18 protein-coding genes are annotated in these 18617 nt (G+C 61.5%); 5 read left to right on the top strand and 13 right to left on the bottom strand.

The genetic code is table 11. The annotated features are described in order from the left end of the window. Positions 1 to 37: 37 nt before the first annotated feature. From lon to moaA, 10 genes are all read right to left on the bottom strand, one after another. Positions 38 to 2416, bottom strand: a complete 2379-nt coding sequence (gene lon / locus D5261_RS21565; RefSeq protein WP_119322095.1) for an endopeptidase La — start codon at positions 2414 to 2416, stop codon at positions 38 to 40. Between the two features lie 120 nt (positions 2417 to 2536). Then, positions 2537 to 3802 (bottom strand): ATP-dependent Clp protease ATP-binding subunit ClpX, encoded by a 1266-nt coding sequence (gene clpX / locus D5261_RS21570; protein WP_119322094.1) that lies wholly within the window; start codon positions 3800 to 3802, stop codon positions 2537 to 2539. Between the two features lie 49 nt (positions 3803 to 3851). After that, a complete protein-coding gene (locus tag D5261_RS21575) occupies positions 3852 to 4502 on the bottom strand; it encodes an ATP-dependent Clp protease proteolytic subunit (RefSeq protein ID WP_119322093.1) in 651 nt (216 codons plus the stop codon). Next, the gene (gene tig / locus D5261_RS21580) at positions 4492 to 5940 is read right to left on the bottom strand and encodes a trigger factor (RefSeq protein ID WP_165864281.1); all 1449 of its coding nucleotides are present in this window, start codon (positions 5938 to 5940) and stop codon (positions 4492 to 4494) included. Before tig ends, D5261_RS21575 begins: the two co-directional genes overlap by 11 nt. Positions 5941 to 6058: 118 nt before the next feature. After that, complete coding sequence (locus D5261_RS21585; RefSeq protein WP_125206045.1) at positions 6059 to 6910, bottom strand: HDOD domain-containing protein; 852 nt, start codon at positions 6908 to 6910, stop codon at positions 6059 to 6061. Next, on the bottom strand, positions 6900 to 7487 hold the full coding sequence (locus D5261_RS21590) for a chemotaxis protein CheD (RefSeq protein ID WP_119322090.1): 588 nt from the start codon (positions 7485 to 7487) through the stop codon (positions 6900 to 6902). The genes D5261_RS21585 and D5261_RS21590 overlap by 11 nt, the downstream gene beginning before the upstream one ends. A gap of 63 nt (positions 7488 to 7550) precedes the next feature. Continuing rightward, complete coding sequence (locus D5261_RS21595) at positions 7551 to 8756, bottom strand: molybdopterin molybdotransferase MoeA (protein ID WP_119322089.1); 1206 nt, start codon at positions 8754 to 8756, stop codon at positions 7551 to 7553. A gap of 255 nt (positions 8757 to 9011) precedes the next feature. Then, the gene (locus D5261_RS21600) at positions 9012 to 9512 is read right to left on the bottom strand and encodes a MogA/MoaB family molybdenum cofactor biosynthesis protein (protein ID WP_119322088.1); all 501 of its coding nucleotides are present in this window, start codon (positions 9510 to 9512) and stop codon (positions 9012 to 9014) included. After that, positions 9500 to 9973, bottom strand: coding sequence for a cyclic pyranopterin monophosphate synthase MoaC (moaC, locus tag D5261_RS21605; RefSeq protein WP_119322087.1), 474 nt, complete (start codon positions 9971 to 9973; stop codon positions 9500 to 9502). The genes D5261_RS21600 and moaC overlap by 13 nt, the downstream gene beginning before the upstream one ends. 9 nt (positions 9974 to 9982) lie before the next feature. Next, positions 9983 to 10975: a GTP 3',8-cyclase MoaA gene (moaA, locus tag D5261_RS21610; RefSeq protein ID WP_119322086.1), complete on the bottom strand. Its 993-nt coding sequence runs from the start codon at positions 10973 to 10975 to the stop codon at positions 9983 to 9985. A gap of 114 nt (positions 10976 to 11089) precedes the next feature. Here moaA and D5261_RS21615 point away from each other — a divergent pair, with 114 nt between their 5' ends. Then, entirely contained in the window at positions 11090 to 12292 is a 1203-nt protein-coding gene (locus tag D5261_RS21615; protein WP_165864280.1) for a Y-family DNA polymerase, read from the top strand. Between the two features lie 130 nt (positions 12293 to 12422). Here the strand turns inward: D5261_RS21615 and D5261_RS21620 are convergent, their stop codons facing one another. Further along, positions 12423 to 13289, bottom strand: coding sequence for an aldo/keto reductase family oxidoreductase (locus tag D5261_RS21620; protein ID WP_119322084.1), 867 nt, complete (start codon positions 13287 to 13289; stop codon positions 12423 to 12425). Positions 13290 to 13434: 145 nt separating this feature from the next. On the opposite strand from D5261_RS21620, the gene D5261_RS21625 reads away from it, so the two are divergent. Next, positions 13435 to 14388 (top strand): AraC family transcriptional regulator, encoded by a 954-nt coding sequence (locus tag D5261_RS21625; RefSeq protein ID WP_119322083.1) that lies wholly within the window; start codon positions 13435 to 13437, stop codon positions 14386 to 14388. Between the two features lie 17 nt (positions 14389 to 14405). Here the strand turns inward: D5261_RS21625 and D5261_RS21630 are convergent, their stop codons facing one another. Together D5261_RS21630 and D5261_RS21635 are read right to left on the bottom strand one after the other, a co-directional pair. Then, positions 14406 to 15629: a TCR/Tet family MFS transporter gene (locus tag D5261_RS21630; RefSeq protein ID WP_119322082.1), complete on the bottom strand. Its 1224-nt coding sequence runs from the start codon at positions 15627 to 15629 to the stop codon at positions 14406 to 14408. A gap of 42 nt (positions 15630 to 15671) precedes the next feature. Continuing rightward, on the bottom strand, positions 15672 to 17465 hold the full coding sequence (locus D5261_RS21635; protein ID WP_119322081.1) for an ABC transporter ATP-binding protein: 1794 nt from the start codon (positions 17463 to 17465) through the stop codon (positions 15672 to 15674). A gap of 267 nt (positions 17466 to 17732) precedes the next feature. On the opposite strand from D5261_RS21635, the gene rpmH reads away from it, so the two are divergent. The 3 genes from rpmH (at position 17733) to yidD (ending at position 18575) form a co-directional block, all read left to right on the top strand. Further along, entirely contained in the window at positions 17733 to 17894 is a 162-nt protein-coding gene (gene rpmH / locus D5261_RS21640; RefSeq protein WP_119322080.1) for a 50S ribosomal protein L34, read from the top strand. Positions 17895 to 17906: 12 nt separating this feature from the next. Beyond that, positions 17907 to 18275, top strand: coding sequence for a ribonuclease P protein component (gene rnpA / locus D5261_RS21645; protein WP_119322079.1), 369 nt, complete (start codon positions 17907 to 17909; stop codon positions 18273 to 18275). 87 nt (positions 18276 to 18362) lie between these two features. Further along, complete coding sequence (yidD, locus tag D5261_RS21650) at positions 18363 to 18575, top strand: membrane protein insertion efficiency factor YidD (RefSeq protein ID WP_354673131.1); 213 nt, start codon at positions 18363 to 18365, stop codon at positions 18573 to 18575. Positions 18576 to 18617 lie beyond the last annotated feature (42 nt).

Below are 18617 nucleotides of genomic sequence, written 5' to 3' on the forward strand. Positions count from 1 at the left end.
CTATTCCCCCGGCGCTAAAGCGCCGGGGGAATAGGGACTACACCTTCGGCAGCAGCGCCAGCTCCAGCACTTCGTCGACGTGCTTCACCACCTCGAACTTCATCTCCTCGCGCACATCGTTTGGCAGATCCTCTAAGTCCTTCTCATTCTCAAACGGCAGAATCACCGTGCGGATACCCGCGCGGTGCGCGGCGAGGACTTTTTCTTTGAGGCCGCCGATGGGCAGGACGCGGCCGCGCAGGGTGATTTCGCCGGTCATGGCGACGTCTTTGCGGACGGCGCGTTTGGTGAGCGCGGAGGCGAGGGCCGTCGCCATGGTGATGCCGGCCGAGGGTCCGTCCTTGGGGATCGCGCCGGCGGGAACGTGGACGTGGATCTCCAGGCGCTCGTAGAAGTCCTCTTCGATGTCCAGCGCGCGGGCGCGGGAGCGTACGTAGCTCAGGGCGGCCTGGGCGGATTCCTTCATGACGTCGCCGAGCTGGCCGGTGAGGGTCAGGCGGCCGTCTTTGCCGCGCATCAAGGTGATCTCGATCGAGATGACGTCGCCGCCGGCTTCGGTGTAGACCAGTCCCGTCGCGGCGCCGATCTCGTCTTCCTCCTCCATCACGCCGTAATGGTACTTGCGCTGGCCGAGGTACGTACGGATTTCTTCAGGACCGATCACGACTGGCTCCGTACGGCCCTGGGCGACGGCGCGGGCGACTTTGCGGCATACGGTGGCGATCTCGCGCTCGAAGCCGCGCAGGCCGGCCTCGCGCGTGTGCTCGCGGATGATCTTGAGGATCATGACGTCCGGGATCGTGAGTTGCTCGGGCTGAAGGCCGTTGTCCTTGATCTGTTTGGGAATCAAGAACTTGCGCGCGATCTGGACCTTCTCATCTTCGATGTAACCCGAGAACGAAATGATCTCCATCCGGTCCCGCAGGGCGGGGGGGATGGGGTCGAGCAGGTTCGCCGTCGTGATGAACATGACGTCGCTCAGGTTGAATGGGACTTCCAGGTAGTGATCGGAGAAATCGATGTTCTGCTCTGGATCCAGCGCTTCGAGCAGGGCCGACGACGGATCGCCTCGGAAGTCGGAGCCCATCTTGTCAATCTCATCCAGCATGAAGACGGGATTGTTGACTTCGGTTTGCTTGAGACCCTGAATGATGCGGCCGGGCATGGCGCCGATGTAGGTGCGCCGGTGTCCGCGGATTTCGGCTTCGTCTCGAACGCCGCCCAGGCTGATCCGAATAAACTTACGTCCCAGAGCGCGGGCGATCGATTTGCCGAGACTGGTTTTGCCGACGCCGGGAGGGCCGACGAAACACAGGATCGGTCCCTTGAGCGTGCCTGTGAGCTTGCGCACGGCGAGAAACTCTAAGATCCGTTCTTTGACCTTCGGCAGGCCGTAGTGGTCTTCGTCGAGGATGCCGACGGCGTCGTCAATGTCCAGCGTCTCATCGGACGCCTTTGACCAGGGGAGGGCGACCAGCGTGTCCAGATAGGTGCGGATGACGACGCCTTCCGGGGCGGCGTACGGCATCTTCTCCAGACGATCAATCTCCTTGATGGCGCGGGCGGCGACTTCCTCCGGCATGCCCGCTTCTTCGACCTTGACGCGGAACTCGTCGACTTCCGTCTGGCGCTCGTCGCGCTCGCCAAGCTCCTGCTGAATGGCTTTGAGCTGTTCGCGCAGGATGAACTCACGCTGTGTGTCGCCCATCTCTTTTTCGACCCGGTTGCGGATATTCTTTTGAATCTCCAGGATCTCGAACTCTTTTTTCAGCAGGATGCTGAGCTTCTCCAGGCGCTCCTGGGGATTGAGCAGCTCCAAAAGCTCCTGCTTGGTTTCGACGCGAAGCGAGGGCATATGCCAGGCGACATGGTCGGCGAGGCGTCCCGGCTCATCGATGCTCATCAATGAGATCAGCGCTTCGGGCGGGATATTCTTGCCGATATTGACGATCTGCTCGAACTGAGTCACGACTGACCGCATGATCGCCTCGGCTTGCAGGTCTTTGGTTTCCAAGATCGGAAGCTTTTCGACCCGAACTAAGAAGTAGGGGTCGTTCTGGATAAATTCGACGATCCGAACGCGCTCCAGTCCTTCCAGCATCACGCGGACCGTGCCGTCCGGAACCTTCAGGATCTGCATGATCTCAGCGATGATTCCGACGCTGTAGAGCTCGTTCGGCTCCGGGTCTTCCGTGCCGACCTCTCGCTGCGCCGCGAGCAGGATATGCTGGGAGCCGGCCATCGCCTCATCCAGCGCCCGCACCGATTTTTCGCGGCCGACGAAGAGTGGAAAGATCATCCGTGGAAAATGCACGTTGTCGCGGATGGGGAGAAGAGGAATCTCCTGAGTAGCGCCTGCGGCGTCCTTGCGACGCTCGGCGACTTTTTTTGTGCGTGTGCTCGCTGTCCGCGCCATGGAGTATTACATCCTTTGATTGAGATTTGGGAGTATCGGAATATGCCGCGATGAGGAGGGCGCGGCTAAAATGAATAAAGCCGGCTGGAAGGGACTTCCAGCCGGAAAACAGTGATACAACTAGGACGCCGCCCGAAGCTGTGTCGGCGCGTTCACGATCGGGGAGGTGTGCTCCACCACCGTCTCTTCCGTGATCGTCACCTTCTTGATATCGCGAGCCGACGGGATCTCGTACATCGTGTCGCGCATGACCTCTTCGATGATCGTGCGCAGCGCGCGGGCGCCGGTTGAACGCGTGATGGCTTCGCGGGCGATCGCCGAAAGCGCGTCCGGCGTGAACTCCAGCTCGACGCCGTCGAACTCAAAGAACTTCTTGTACTGTTTGATCAGCGCGTTCTTCGGCTCGGTCAAAATCTGGATCAGCGCTTCTTCATTCAGCGCGCGCAGAGTGGTGACCACGGGAAGACGCCCGATGAACTCGGGGATCAGGCCGTAGCGCAGCAGGTCCTCGGGCAGAACATGATGGAGCATGTCGCCGTCCTGCCGGTCTCGCTTGCTGTCGATACGCGCTCGAAATCCGAGCGATTTGGTGTTCATGCGCCGCTCGATCGTCTCCTCGATCCCTTCGAATGCGCCGCCGCAGATGAAGAGGATATTGGTGGTGTCGAGCTGGACGTACTCCTGCTGCGGATGCTTGCGCCCGCCTTGCGGCGGAACGTTCGCGACGGTGCCTTCCAGGATCTTGAGAAGCGCCTGCTGGACGCCTTCGCCGCTCACATCGCGTGTGATCGACGGGCTGTCCGACTTGCGCGTGATCTTATCGATCTCGTCGATGTAGATGATGCCGCGCTGGGCGTTCTTAACGACGGTCTGGATATTCTCGCCGTTGTCCGCCGATTGGAGGAGCTTGAGGAGGATGTTTTCCACATCCTCCCCCACATAACCCGCTTCCGTCAGGGACGTGGCGTCCGCGATGGCGAAGGGGACATTCAGGATCTTCGCCAGGGTCTGCGCCAGCAAAGTCTTGCCGCTGCCGGTGGGGCCGAGCAGCAGAATGTTGCTCTTTTGCAGCTCGACATCGCTGCTGGGCGCGTTGATCCGTTTGAAGTGATTGTAGACGGCGACGGAAAGAGAGCGCTTTGCCTGTTCCTGTCCGACGACGTACTGCGACAGAATTCGGAAGATTTCCTTCGGCTTCGGTATCATGCCGATGGCGCTGAAGTCCTCCACCTGGGCCACATCGCTGCGCACGATTTCATTGCACAGATCGACACACTCCAAGCAGACGCCCCCATGGACGCCGAGGATCAGCTTCTTGACCTGCTCGCGGGTTTTGCCGCAAAGCAGACAGCGACTATCGTTGCGTTCCGTCCCAATTCTTGCCATGCCTATCCTTCTTGCGACGCGGACGCCTCATTCGGAATGTGACGCCGGTCTAGCTTGATGGGCGATTGAGGACTTCATCGATGATGCCGTACTCAACGCCTTCTTCCGCCGACATCCAGTAATCGCGGTCGATGTCCTTCGCGACCTGCGAGAATTCTCGTCCGCAGTTCTCGGCGAGGATCTGGGTCAGTTTCTCCAGATAGCGATTCATCTCGCGGACCTGAATCTGAATATCCGCCGCCGTACCCTGCACGCCGCCGCTGGTCTGGTGGATCATGATGCGGGAGTTGGGAAGCGAAGTCCGCTTGCCTTTGGTCCCGCCCGACAGCAGCACCGCGCCCATGGACGCCGCCATGCCGACGCAGGTCGTGGCGATGTCCGGCTTGATGTGCCGCATGGTGTCGTAGATCGCCAGTCCCGCGATGACCGAGCCGCCCGGCGAATTGATGTAAACTTCGATGTCCTTGTCCGGATCCTCTTTCTCAAGGAAGAGGAACTGCGCGACAATGACGTTCGCCATCTGGTCGTAGATCTGATCGCCGATGAAGACGATGCGGTCCTTCATCAGACGGGACCACAAATCGTAGGAGCGCTCGCCGCGGGGGCTTTGCTCGACGACCGTGGGGATCCACGTATTCTCAATCGAGCGCAGGCCCGCCGTCAGTTCCTTGCGCGTCAAACCCAAATCTTCAAGACTCATTCTGATCGTCGCTCTCTTTCTTTTTAGAGCTGGCCCGGGGCGCCTTCTTCTTGGGCGCGGGGACTTCCTCGCCTTCGGCGGTGGCGGCGGCAGCTTCGGGGGCGGCGGCTTCATCCGTCGGATTCTCGGTTTGTCCGGGCTTTACGACCTTCTCTTTAATTATGGCGGAACCACGGATAAAGTCGAGGACTTTTTTCGCCTGAGCCCGATTGCGGATATTCTCGAAGCCTTCGTTCTTCTCCAGGAAGGCGCGCATGGCGGCCGGGCTGGTGTTCTGCTGCTCGGCGGCTTCCGCGATCGCCGCGTCGATGTCCGGCTCCGTCAGCGTGAGCTCTTCCTGGCGGGCGATCTCGCCCAGCACCAGACCGACGCGAATGCGCTTCTCCGCCGAGTCCTTGAACTGGTTGTAGAGCTGCTCGCGGGAGGTGCCGATGTTGGCGAGGTAATCGTCGACGTTGGTGCCGTTCTGCGCCAGACGCTGCTGGAGGAACTTGTACTCGTCTTCGATCTCGGATTCGACCAGGACCGGCGGATACTGAATGGACGCCTTTTCGATGATCTTCTCGACCAGCGCGTTGTCCGCTTCGTTTTCCGAGGACTGAGAGAGCGATCTGCCCATATCGGTCTTGATATTGGACTTCAGCTCATCCAGCGTGGTGATGCGGCCGTTGGTGATCTTGCCGGCCAGCTCATCATTGCTCTCGGGAACGACCTTGGTGCGGACTTCCTTGATGGTGACGCTGAACTCAGCGTCCTTGCCTTGAAGTTCGACCTGCGGATAGTCGGCGGGGTAGGCGAGGGTGAAGGTCTTGGTGTCGCCGACGCTTGCGCCGAGGATCTGCTCGTCGAAGCCGGGCAGGTTGTCCGCGCCCAGCTCGATCATGGTCGGGCGGGGTTCGGTGGCTTCCTGATCGTCGAGCTTCACGGAGACATCGGCGACGACGAGGTCACGGTTCTCCACCGCGCGCTCGGCCATCGGGTAATCGGCCGCGCGCTCGCGCAGGCGCTCGATCTCTTCATCCACGTCCGAGTCGCTGATGTCGTAGATCTTCTTTTCGACTTCGAGCCCCTTGTAATCGCCCAGCTCGACCTTCGGGGCCAGCGGGACGAGGGCTTTGAAGATGAAGGGGCTGCCGGCGAGGTCCAGCTGAAGAAGCTCCAGCTTCGGCGGAGCGTAAGGATCCGTCTCGCTTTCCTTCAGCGCGTCGCCGTAGGCGGATTCCACCAACAGCTCGGCCGTGCGCTGGCGCACATCGGATTCGGGTACGCGCTGACGAACGAACGACATCGGCGCTTTGCCCTTACGGAAACCGGGGACATTGACGTACTTCGCATATTCGCGATAAGCTTTGTCAACAGCGTGGACGACCTTGTCCTGTTCCACTTCAATCGTGAGAGCGACTTGACACGGGTCAATCGGCTCTTTTGTCACCTGCATGGGCGGTACAACTCCTGTAATGCGCAGTAATGAAAACGGCGGGGTTTGGAGCATTGTACCAGAGCGTCATGAAGGTTGTCAATCAAGATTTGACGGCGACGGGGCCGCCAAATCCCTTCTAGCGCAGGATTTCGGTCGACTCTTTTCCGAGATCGGAAAGATCGCTGATTTGACGCTCGATCTGTTCGTCGGAAAGTCCCAGCCGTTCCTGCGCCTCGCGGTCCAGCGCATAGCGCAGGCCGTCGCCGCCGACCCCGATGCCCATCATCACGCAGATGACGTCGGCGACATGGACCAGCGCCGTGAGTTTGGAAAATTCCGACTGCGCCATCGGCGTATGGTGGTAGCGGACGGCCTGTACGAGCGGCGTCGGCAGGTTCCAGCGCTCCAGCACGCAGGCGCCGACTTCGGCGTGGTCAAATCCCAGGATGCGCTGCTCGGCTTCCATAAAGGAGATGTCTTCGTCTTCCGTGAGCTTGAGAACGCCGGAAAACTCGACCTGCATATGGACGCTGAGCAGGACTTTGCCGACATCGTGCAGCAGACCCGCGACAAACGCCTCTTCGGGCACGGGATAGTTAATGAGCGTCGCGAGCGACTGCGCGACATTGGCGCAGCCGCACGAATGCCGCCACAGCTCGCCGCGCTGCATGGCGTATCCCGCGAGTTCGCGCCCAAGCACGTCTTCGACCGAGCTTGCCATCGCCAGGTTGCGCACGGTGCGCATGCCCAGCAGCACGATCGCGTCGGAAACGGTGGAGATGCGCCGCGTCGCGCCGTAAAAAACGGAGTTCGCCAGCCGCAGCACCCGCGCGGTCAGTCCCTGGTCCATGGAAAGAACGCGCGCTACATCGTTGGCGCTTGTCGTGGGCTTGTCGATCGTGCGGGCGACTTTGACGGCGACATCGGGCAGCGAGGGCAGGTCCTTGACCTGGCGCAGCAATATTTGCATTCGGACATCAGCGTTCACTGGATCCAATCCCTTTCAGCTCTCGGATCGGGGCGCAGACGCCCGAAAGATCCACAAGCAGCTTTTCCTCCGCGCCGATGGCGCGGACCAGAACGCGTCCTGTCTCCACTTCAAAAGTCACCGTGCGCCCGCATCGCCCTCCAACTTCCTCGGCGACGAGGGGAATATCGGCGAGGGCCAGCGCTTCCTTGACGGCGATGATATTTCGCGGCCCGATCTCCAGCCGCGAGCCCGGCACGCCGTTCGCGGATGCGGAGGTAAAGATCCGCGCGCCGCCGACAATGGCGGCGCGGATCGACGCGGCGCTTGCGCCGTTTTTAAACATCTCCGAAAGCGCGTGCGGCACCGCCGTCTCGGCGCACTTGCCCAGAAGCGGTTCGGAGGACTTACCCGAAGATTTCCAAGAAGTATTGGGAAGGGTTTGGGGAAGGACGATGTGAACCATCGCGGCCAGCGATCGTTTTGGATCGTAAAGGCATAAGCCGATACACGCTCCCAGCCCAAAAGCCAGAAGGCGATCGCCCCGTGTACTGGTTAATTTGGTCTCGCCCATCTCGACGGCGATGATGTCTCCCATTGGCTCTCCTGTTGTTCCCCCGTGCCAATTGTGGCTTTTGAGAGAAAAAACTGGAGGGCGCCGCTAAGAGCTCAGCCGAATCACGGAGATTGTGTCGCCCGATTGAACGCCGGCGACCTCCTCGGGAACGATCATCAGGGCATTCGCGAGCACCATGGAGCGCAGCATGCCGGAGCCCTGCCGCCCCGTCGCCCGCACGCGCAGCTCATCGACGCTCTCGGTGACGACGGCGCGCTGGAAGTCACGGCGCCCGGTCTCATGCGCGACATCTTCCGTCAGGACGGCGGTTTCGATCTTGCGCATCGGATTCGCGGCGCCCAAAAGTTGCCGCAGGGCGGGGCGTACGAACAGCTCGAAGGTCACCATCGCCGACACAGGGTTGCCGGGCAGCCCAAAGAGCAGCGCCTGGCCGCAGCGGCCAAAAACGAACGGTTTGCCGGGCCGGATCGCCACGCGCCAGAACTCCACCGACCCACGCTCCTCCACGACGGCTTTCACAAAGTCGAATTCGCCGACGGACACCCCGCCGGTCGTCAAAATCACATCGCAATCCGCGCAGGCGTCAAACGCCGCCCGAAGATCCGAAAACGTATCGCGCGCATGCACGCGCACGGCGACCTCGGCGCCCGCCTCCAGCACCTGCGCCGCAACCGCGTAACTGTTGGAGTTATAAATCTGCGCCGCGCCGAGCACGGCGCCCGGTTCGGCCAGCTCATCCCCCGTACTGATCACCCCGACGCGCGGCCGTCGATAAACGAGCGCCGCAGCACGCCCCGCCGCCGCGAACATCCCAACTTCGGCGGCCCGGATGGCGGAGCCCTTCTCCACCACCAAAGTCCCCGCCGGCGCGTCCTCGCCCGCCTTGCGCACGAATTGACCCGGCGCAGCCCCCTCCAGCACCCACACGCCGTCTCCGACGCGTTTCGTATCCTCCACAGGGACCACGGTATCCGCGCCCGCCGGCATCGGCGCGCCCGTCATGATCGGCGCGGCATGTCCCGGCGTGACGCGCACGGCGACGTCGCCGCCCGCCGCGATCGTGTCGAGCAGCGCAAGCGCGACGGGCGTTTCCACTGAAGCGTTTCCCGCATCGGCCCCGACGACGGCGTAGCCGTCCATGGCGCTGTTATCAAACGGGGGGAGGGGAGACTGCGTGTGGATGTCTTCGGCGAGAGTGTGGCCGAGGGATTGTAAAATCGGGACGGAGACGGGCGTGGACGGAGAAATTTGTGCGAGGATGCGCGCGATGGCGTCGTCGTAGGAAAGCATGGATAACTCCGGATAATTCAAGTCGGCCTGCTGGCAAACCCGCCCCCGGCGCTTCGCGTGCTCCCTGGCAAACCCACCCCGGCGCTTCGCGCCACCCCTCCCGCCGACGGGAAGAGTTATTTCAGAGTGTGTTATCGCCAGCAGCTTCTATAAGAGGCAATCTTACCAACCCTTCCCACCCGAGGGAGGGGGCGGCCGAAGGCCGGGGGTGGGTTTGCCAGGGAGGACACAAAGGCTGGGGGATGAGGGCCAATCCTAAACCGTCGGATGCCCCGCCGCCGTCCCTCGCAAGATCTCCGCCGCGTGCGGCAGGATCGGTTTCAAGATGGTCGCGCACTCGCCGGCGCCGGTGGGGCTGCCGGGGAGATTGACGATCAATGTTCGGCCGCGCGCGCCGGCGGCGCCGCGTGAGAGGGCGGCGAAGGGACTCTTTTTGACCGATTCGATCAGGAGGTATTGGCTGATATTGGGCGCGTCGCGCTCGATGACCTTGCGGGTCGCTTCGGGGGTGACGTCACGCTCCGCGAAGCCGGTGCCGCCGGTGGTCAGGATGATGTCGATTTGCAGGTCGTCGCACCAGCGTTTCAGCGTGTCGGAGATCTGTTTGCGATCGTCCGGGACGACCGCGTAGAGCGCGATCACAAAGGGATCGCCAGCCAGGGCATTCTTGATCGCGGGGCCGGACACATCTTCCTGCTCCCCCGCCGCGCACCGGTCGCTAATCGTCAGCACGCCGACGCGCACTAGGTCTCCCATGTAAAGTCTCCGCTCTTTCCGCCGGTCTTGGACAACAGATGGATCTCGCCGATCTCAATTCTCTTGTCCACCGCCTTCGCCATATCGTAAATCGTCAGCGCCGCGACCGTGGCCGCCGTCAGCGCTTCCATCTCTATTCCGGTCGGCGCCACCGTCACGGCGGTCGTGGTGATCGTGAGGCGGTCCTCGCCAAACGTAAACTCCACATCGACATCCCAGAGGGGCAGCGTATGGCACAGGGGGATTAGCTCATCCACCCTTTTCGCCGCCAGGATACCGGCGACGCGCGCGACGGCGAGGGCGTCGCCCTTGCCCAGCGCATTATCGCGGATCAAGGACAGCGTTTGCGGCGCCATGCCGACAACCGCCTGGGCGCGGGCCACGCGGCGGGTGGCCGCCTTGCCGCTGACATCCACCATGCGCGCCTGGCCGTGTTCGTCCAAATGGGTGAGCTCGGGCATCGTTCTTTCCTAACCGCCGATCTGCGCCATGATTCGGATCGACCCGCCGCGTTCGACCCGGCCCTCGAAGTCCGACTGCTCGGGCTTGTGCGCCAGGGCCGCCTTAACGTGCCCGATCAGCTCCTCGTCGGACGCGCCCGCGCGCAGCGGAGTCTTGATATCGTATTCGTAATTGTCCGCGAGGCACGGAACCAGCGCGCCGTTCGCCGTGAGGCGCAGGCGGTTGCAGCTGGCGCAGAACTTATGTGAGATGGGGTTGATCACGCCCACTCGTCCCACGGCGCCGGGGATCTGGAACACGCGCGACGTGCTGGATGACGCGGCTTCGATCGGCTGCAATTCAAACCGCTCGCTCAGCCGCTGGATCACTTCCTCGTTGGAGACGTAGCTCGCGCGCCACTCCCAGGGCGTCACCTGTCCGATCGGCATGTACTCCAGAAAGCGCACATCGTAGGGATGATCGAGCGAAAGGGCGGCCATGTCCAGAATCTCATCGTCGTTGACGCCGCGCATCACGACCATATTGAGCTTGATCGGCGCGAATCCAAGCGCCTCCGCCTTCGCCAGGCCCGCCATGGCTTCGTCGAACTTTGCGAAGCGGGCGATCTTGACGAAGCGATCCGGCTGAAGCGTGTCGAGCGAAATGTTCAGACGGCGCAGGTCGGCGTCCCAGAGCGACTGCGCTTGATTCTCCAGCAGCACCGCGTTCGTGGTCAAGCCGAGATCGGTGATTTGCGGGACCGCCGCCAATCGCTGCACGAGTTCGGGAAGATTTTTGCGGACCAGGGGCTCGCCGCCGGTGATTCGCACCTTGCGCAGACCGTGTCCGGCTAATAAATTGACCAAACGCATGATCTCATCGAACGACAGCACTTCCTCCGGCGCATCGTACGGGACGCCATCGAGCGGCATGCAGTAAACACAGCGCAGATTACAGCGGTCCGTTACGGAGATACGCAGGTACTGGATGGCTCTCCCGAATGGATCGATGAGTGGAATCATGATGCCCTCATTATACCAGTAAGGCGTGAAAAATAAATCTCAATGGCCTCTTGACTTGATAGTAGACAGATGCTACAATGCAACACTTGTGCAGTAGAATGGAGTCTACGTACCATGGCGCTCAAATGGTTGTTTTTGGATATGAACGCGTTTTTCGCCTCGGTGGAGCAGCAGGAGAACCCCCGGCTGCGCGGAAAACCGGTCGCCGTCGTCCCCGTCATGTCGGATTCGACTTGCTGCATCGCCGCCTCTTACGAAGCCAAGCGCTTTGGAATCAAAACCGGGACGAATGTCGGGGAGGCCCGTCGTCTTTGCCCACACTTAATTCTGATTGAAACGACAAGCCACAGTCACTACCGAGAGTATCACAACGCGATCGTCAACGTCGTGGAGAGCTGTCTGCCCGTCACCGAGATCTGGTCCGTGGATGAGATGGTGTGTAAGCTCTGGGCGAATGAAAAGCGCGCCGAGGACGCCCTTGCCCTGGGCCAGAAGATCAAATCGGAAATCTTCCGAAATGTAGGCGAACAGATGTGCTGTTCTGTGGGACTGAGTTTGAATCCGTTCCTCGCGAAAGTCGCGGGCGAGCTGCAAAAGCCCAACGGTTTGGTGGCGCTGGATGAAGAAGACCTCCCGCATCGCCTCTACAAGCTCAAGCTGACCGACTTTCCCGGCATCAATCGGAGCATGGAAGCCCGTTTCCATGCCGCCGGCGTGCGCACAACAGAACATATGTGCGCTTTATCGCAAGAACAGATGCGGCGGGTGTGGGGCGGGGTGATGGGGGAATACTGGTGGCGACAGCTGCGCGGCGAGTATGTCCAGCGGCCGACCAACGAGCGGCGCAGCGTCAGCCACACGCATGTGATGCCGCCGGAGCTGCGCACGCCCGCCGGCGCGGCCGCCGTCCAGTGCCGGCTTCTGGAAAAGGCGGCGGAGCGGATGCGCGGGCTGGGGTTTTACGCGCGCGGCATGGGCGTCTTCGCACGCGGCGTCGCGCACGACAAATGGGAGAACCACTGCCGCTTCGCCCCCTGCGCGGACACCTGGACATTGATGGAGATCATGCAGTCGCTGTTCCACCATCCTTTCCGGCAGCCCAAACAAGTCGGCGTCGCCCTCTACGACCTTGTCCCCGTCAAGAACGTCACCGGCTCCCTCTTCGACGACTACGAACGCCGCTGGCGCCTTTCCGTGGCGATGGACGGGATCAACCAGCGCTTCGGCCGCCACACGATCACCATGGCGAGCTCCCGCCGCGCGGAGACGGCGAAGGAGGATAAGATCGCGTTTGGGAAGATTGCGGAGATTGTGTGAGAGCGGGCAGGCGCTGCGTGGGGCGCGGCGTATCGCAAAAGGAGACGCCGACGGTAAATGCGTCATTAAATCGGCAAAATGCATCAACCATCAGCGTCTTTGGATGTCGTTATCAGACCGGTATCGGGGCTTATCCACCGATCCCATTCAACTCTTCAATCGCGTCTTCCGGCAACTCGAGGCCGGCGCCGGCGACGTTTTCTCTGAGGTGCGCCACCGACGATGTCCCGGGGATGAGCAGAATGTTCGGGGCGCGGTGCAGCAGCCAGGCCAGGGCGACGGCCATGGGGGTGGCGTTTAAACGGGCGGCGACTTGGGACAGCGTGTCCGATTGCAGAGGGGAAAAGCCGCCGAGGGGGAAGTACGGGACATAGGCAATCCCTTGTTCGGCCAGTGAGTCGATGAGCGCGTCGTCCTGCCGGTTCGCGATGTTGTAGAAATTCTGCACGCAGACGACCGGCGCGATGGACTGCGCCTCGGCGATTTGCTCGGCGTTGACGGTGCTTAAACCCAGATGCTTGATCAGACCGTCGCGCTGCATTTCGGCGAGCACGGTAAACGGCTCCTCGATCGAGCCCGCCGCCGGAGCGCTGAAGTCGCCGACGCGCAGATTGACGACGTCGATGGCGCTGACGCCGAGGTTGTTGAGGTTATCGTGGATGGCCTGGCGGAGATCGTCGGGCGACAGCGCTTTGGGCCAATTGCCGACCTCGTCCCGCCGCGCGCCGACCTTGGTGACGATCCGAAGCTGCGCGGGGTAAGGATGGAGCGCCTCTTTGATCAGTTGATTGGTGACATGCGGGCCGTAGAAGTCGCTGGTGTCGATGTGGGTGACGCCGAGTTCAACAACTTCGCGCAGGACCGCGAGCGCGCCGTCATGGTCCTTCGGAGGTCCGAAGACGTGCGGGCCGGCCAGCTGCATGGCGCCGTAGCCTACGCGAGTGAGGATGAGATCTTCGGCGAGCTTGTATTCGCCTCCCGGCAGTGTGGTGGACATGATGTTCTTTCTCCTGGCGTCAGTATGAGTTGATGATACCAGTGGCGTTCGGAGGAGACCGTGTCAAAACTTTCCGATTTCTTGCCTAATCCTGCTAAACTAGAAATTGTGTTAGGCTGCGGAGTATGGAAAGGGAAGATGCAGTATGCTGGATCGATTAGTGGAGACGGTGACCCGTCATACAGAAGGCCATTGCGGGCAACTCGTGATCGAAACGGCCGTCAAGGGAGTGTCTCTCCTGCGATCGCCCCAGCAGGACCGGCTCAGCCATTCGATTCTCAAGCCGACGCTGTGTTTCGTCGTCCAGGGGGCCAAGCAGAGCATGCTGGGAGACAAATGGATCAACTACCGCGCGGGGCAGGCGCTGGTGGTCAGCATCGAAATGCCGGCGTTCGGCCGGATCGTGGAAGCCACCCAGAGCAAGCCTTATCTCAGCATCGGCGTCGAGCTCGACATTGCAGCCCTGCGGGAAGTCATGGAATCGCTCAGTCCACCGCCTCAAACGGCCAGGAAGGTCAACCGGGGCGTGTTCGTGACCGACTTTCACGATCCATTGGCGGATTGCTTGCTGCGGCTGATGCGTCTGCTGGATTCTCCCAGCGCAATCTCGGCGCTTTATCCGCTGATCATGCGGGAAATCTGTTACTGGCTCCTCACCAGTCCGTACGGGGGAGAGGTGGCGAACATCGTTTTGGGCAGCGGTCATATGCAGGGCGTTATTCACGCCATCCATTCCCTGCGCGAGAATTTCGACCGGCCGATACGCATTGAAGAGTTAGCCGACCGGGCGCGGATGAGCGCATCGGCCTTCCATCGGCAGTTCAAGCAAACCACATCCATGACGCCTCTCCAGTTCCAGAAGCAGCTTCGACTGCTGGAAGCGCGAAGGCTGATGCTGACGGATTCCGTGAGCGCGGAGGCCGCCGCCTATCAGGTCGGGTATGAGAGCGCCTCGCAGTTCAGCCGGGAGTACGCGCGCACGTTCGGCGCCCCGCCGCGCCGCGATATCGCGCGGATGAAGACGCCTGAGATATTGCCGCCGGCAAGTCCGCAGCTTCACGGGCCGGCGTGGTTTGAGCCGCAGACTTCGGTGGTTTAAGGCGAAACGCGAAGCTTTTACGCCGGCGCGGTCGTCGCCTGCCGGCGCAGGGCGCCGCGCGCCAGGACGCCGGCGCCGATGATGAGGACGGCGCCGAGGAAGAACGGAGAGCCGGGGATGATTTTGGGGGTGGTGGGGCCGGTAAAGTAGCCGAAAATCCAGGTGGCGAGGATGGGGCCGACGACGCCCGTCAGGCTCTGCAAGCTGGCGAGGGCGCCCTGGACCGCGCCTTGCTCATTCGCTTCGTACTGCTTGGAAAGCAGACCCTGAATCGTGGGGCCGGCGATGCCGCTCAGGCACCAGACGATCAGTACTGGGTACATCATCCAGCCCTTCGAGGCGAGGGCGAAGCCCAGGTATCCAACGACATTGAAGAGGAAGCCGACGAGAACGGCGCGGCGCTCGCCAAGCTTAGGCACAAGGACGCGGATCAGGCCGACCTGGACAATGGCGGTCATGAGGCCGATCAGGGCGAGCGAAAGGCCGTTGTCGATCGGCGTCCAGTGGTAACGGTACGTGGTGTAGAGCACCCAGGTGCTTTGCAGGCACTGCTGCGCCAGGCTCAGCAGACCGATCGACGCGGCCATCGCGAGCACCCAGGGGAACCGGGCGAGGATGCCGAAGCCGCGCAGCGGGTTCAAGTTGCCGGCGGAGAGCGCGCGGCGGTTTTCCGGCGCCAGCGACTCGGGCAGCACAAACGCGCCGTATATGCAGTTCAGAAGGCTGAGGCCCGCCGCCGCCCAGAACGGAGCGCGCGGCGAGACGGCGCCGAGCAGCCCGCCGGCGGCGGGACCGAGGATAAAGCCGATGCCGAACGCCGCGCCGATCATGCCGTAGCTCTGGGCGCGCTTCTCGGGAGGCGTCACATCGGCGATATAAGCGTTTGCGACGGTGAAGCTGGCGCCCGTAATGCCCGCCAGAATACGGCCGACAAAGAGCCACTCGATGGTGGGGGCGAGCGCCTGGATCACGTAGTCGACGACCGTGAAAAGCAGAGACAGCAAAAGGACCGGTCGGCGGCCGTATCGATCGCTGAGACTGCCGAGCAGCGGCGAGAAGAGAAATTGCATCAGGCCGAAGCACGCCATCAGCAGTCCGAAGACGTGCGCGCCGGCGCTGGGGCCATGCCCCGTCAGTGAGGACACCAGACGGGGCAGCACGGGGATAATCACGCCAAAGCCGAGAACATCAATCAGCAGAGTGATGAAGATAAAGACCAGACTGGCCGGGCGCTTTTGCACGCAGTGACTCTCCTTCGAGACGGTTGTTGCAGCGTTGTATTGCTAGGAAGCGATGGCGAAGCGCATCTCCGTTTGCAGCCGCCACATGTCGGCGAACGTGCCGTTTCGGTCCAGCAGATCGGGCAGGGATCCGCTTTCCGTGATATGGCCGTTTTCCAGCACGACGATGGTGTCGGCGTTACGAATGGTCGATAGGCGGTGTGCGACGATCAGGGTGGTGCGCCCTTTCATCAGGCGATCCAGCGCCTCCTGAACGACGCGTTCGCTCTCGCCGTCCAGCGCCGACGTCGCTTCGTCCAGGATTAAGACACGCGGTTCGCGGATAATGGCTCGCGCAATCGCGATTCGCTGTTTCTGGCCGCCGGAGAGGCGCGCGCCCTTTTCGCCGATGATCGTATCCAGGCCGGCCGGGAGGCGCGAGACAAACTCCTCGGCGTTGGCGTCGCGGATCGCCTGCCGCAGTCGTTCATCCGTGACGTCCAATGTGCCGTACAGGATATTCTCGCGCAGGGTGCCCTGGAACAGCAGCGTCTCCTGGGAGACAACAGCGACATATTCACGGAAGTCGCGCAGGTCCAGCGCCTCGATGTCGCTGCCGTCCAGCAGAATACGTCCGGCGGTCGGGCGCTGGAAGCCAAGCACCAGGCCCATCATCGTGGATTTACCGGAGCCCGAAGGGCCGACAAGCGCGACGGTCCGGCCGGCGGGAACGTCCAGCGTGAAATCCGTGATCGCGTCGGTCTCGCCGCCGGGATATCGGTAGGCCACTTGATCGAAGCGCAGGCCGCCGCGCACGTTGGGAATCGATTGCTTGCCCCGGTTGCGCTCGATGTCCGGAGATTCGAGCACGTCGCCGATGGAGCGGATCGCCTCGAAGCCGCGTGCGATATTCGGGAAGATATTGCAGATCGACAGGACCGCGCCCGTGATGCTACTGAAGTAGCCGCCGATCAGCACGACGTCGCCCGGGGTCATCGGCATGATCTTCTTAAAGCAGACCCAGCCGGCGACGGCGAAGCCGAGCAGGTTCAGCATTGTGAACATGGACCACGCCGAGGACAAAAAGAGAGCGTTGGTGTAGTCGACTTTGATGCCGGCCTGTTTGACCTGGTCGAGCTGCCGGTCGATCTTTTCGATCTCCACGTCCTCCACGGCGTGCGCGCGGGCGATCGGGATCATGTCGATCATGCTGACGATCTTGGACGACATGCCCTCGACTTCCTCGCGGAACTCTTTGTTGATCTTGCGCATGCGCTTTGAGAGCCACTGCTGCATGATCACGACCGGCGGGATCGCCAGCAGGAAGAACGGCAGGAACTTCGGCGCGCGCAGGGCGGTCACGACGATGGCCGAGACCAGGGCGATGGCGGCGCCCATCGCCATTTCAAACAAGCTGCGCGTCATCTGGTCGATGGATTCCACATCGCGCAGGGCCTTGCTTTGCAGCACGCCGCTGCTCTTATGTTTGTAGTAAGAGATGTTGAGCTGCTGGAGACGGCGGCAGATCGCCGAACGCAGGGTCGCCTCCGCCGTGCGCGCGGCGCTGGCCATATTGTGGTAGTAGATCGTGTGGAACGGCGAGTTCAGCGCGACGGAAACTACGCCGATGATCGTATTGATCAAAATTGTATGGCCGCTGTGCGGAGTAGGCTTGGAAATCGCGTCGATCATGTTCGCCGTTACGATGGGGACGACCCATGTCGGCGACTGCTTAATAATGAAGAAGAAGATGGCGAGGGCCACCGTTCTCCGGCGCTGGCCGTAGAGCATCAGCAGCGTGCGCCATGGGCGGTCGCTGCGATATCGGTCTTCGATTGGGGAGTGGTGGTCGCACATTGTCTTCTATTCCCTGGTTTCCATACCAATTGTGACGCAAGTATACCCAGTGAAACACCGGGAAGCGAGCGAGCTGTTAGAAATTTATATAAACTTTTTTCAAGCCTGGTAAGTTTGCTGATGCATCCTTCCAGGTTTTGTGAACTTTCCTCACAAAATTTCGTCTGGAGGCGGGATTTTTTTCGCTGGTGAAAATCGCGTTGTGAATTTGGCGGTTCATGTGCTATAATACACGGACTTTGTGTACACCTTTGAAGGAATAGAATAATGAAGCGACCTTACCAGCCGAATGTCCGGCACAAAATGAAGACGCATGGTTTCCGCGAGCGCATGAGCTCCAACGACGGCCGCAATGTCCTGAAGCGCCGCCGCGCCAAGGGCCGCTACAAGCTGACCGTCACGCACTCCGTCAAGATCGAAAAGGGCTAACGGTCCTTACCGATGCTGCCGCGCTACGCCCGGCTGAAGCGTAACCGCGATTTTCGCGCTGTTTACGCTCGCCGGCGCTCCTTTCATGGCGGCGTTTTGATGCTTTACGTTCGTCCCCGGACCGCGGCGGAGCGATCCCAGGGATTGACGGCGCCACGGTTCGGTTTCGTGATCAGCAAGAAAGTATCGAAGCGCGCGAACATACGCAACCGGATCAAACGCCGATTGCGCGAAATTTGCCGGCTGCACGTGCTAACAAAGATGCGCACGGACGCCGCCGTGGATGTCATGATCGTCGCGCGGACGTCGGCGACGGACGCTAATTTTTCCCGCCTGATGGCCGATGTCGAATCGCTCGGTCGTCAGGCTGGATTATTCTAAGGGCCATCCCGCGCCGTCCCGCTTTTACGGGACGGCGTCGGAGCGTCGCGGCTATAACCAATGCAAGTCCTACGCTGGGTAGACAAGCTGCTTCGGCGCTTGCTGATCGGCTGTATCCGGGTGTATCAGCGCGGTATTTCACGCTGGACGCCCGCAACTTGCCGGTTTACGCCCAGCTGTTCCGAATACGCCGCGCAGGCGCTGGAAAAACACGGGGTTTTCCGTGGGACGGGCATGGCGGTCATGCGCCTGCTTCGCTGTCATCCGTTTCACCCCGGCGGACACGATCCCGTCGTTTGAGCGGTCTGCTTGCCGCGCAGGATGCGCGCGTCATTCGATGAA

It is taken from the genome of Capsulimonas corticalis (assembly GCF_003574315.2).
Classification (GTDB): domain Bacteria; phylum Armatimonadota; class Armatimonadia; order Armatimonadales; family Capsulimonadaceae; genus Capsulimonas; species Capsulimonas corticalis.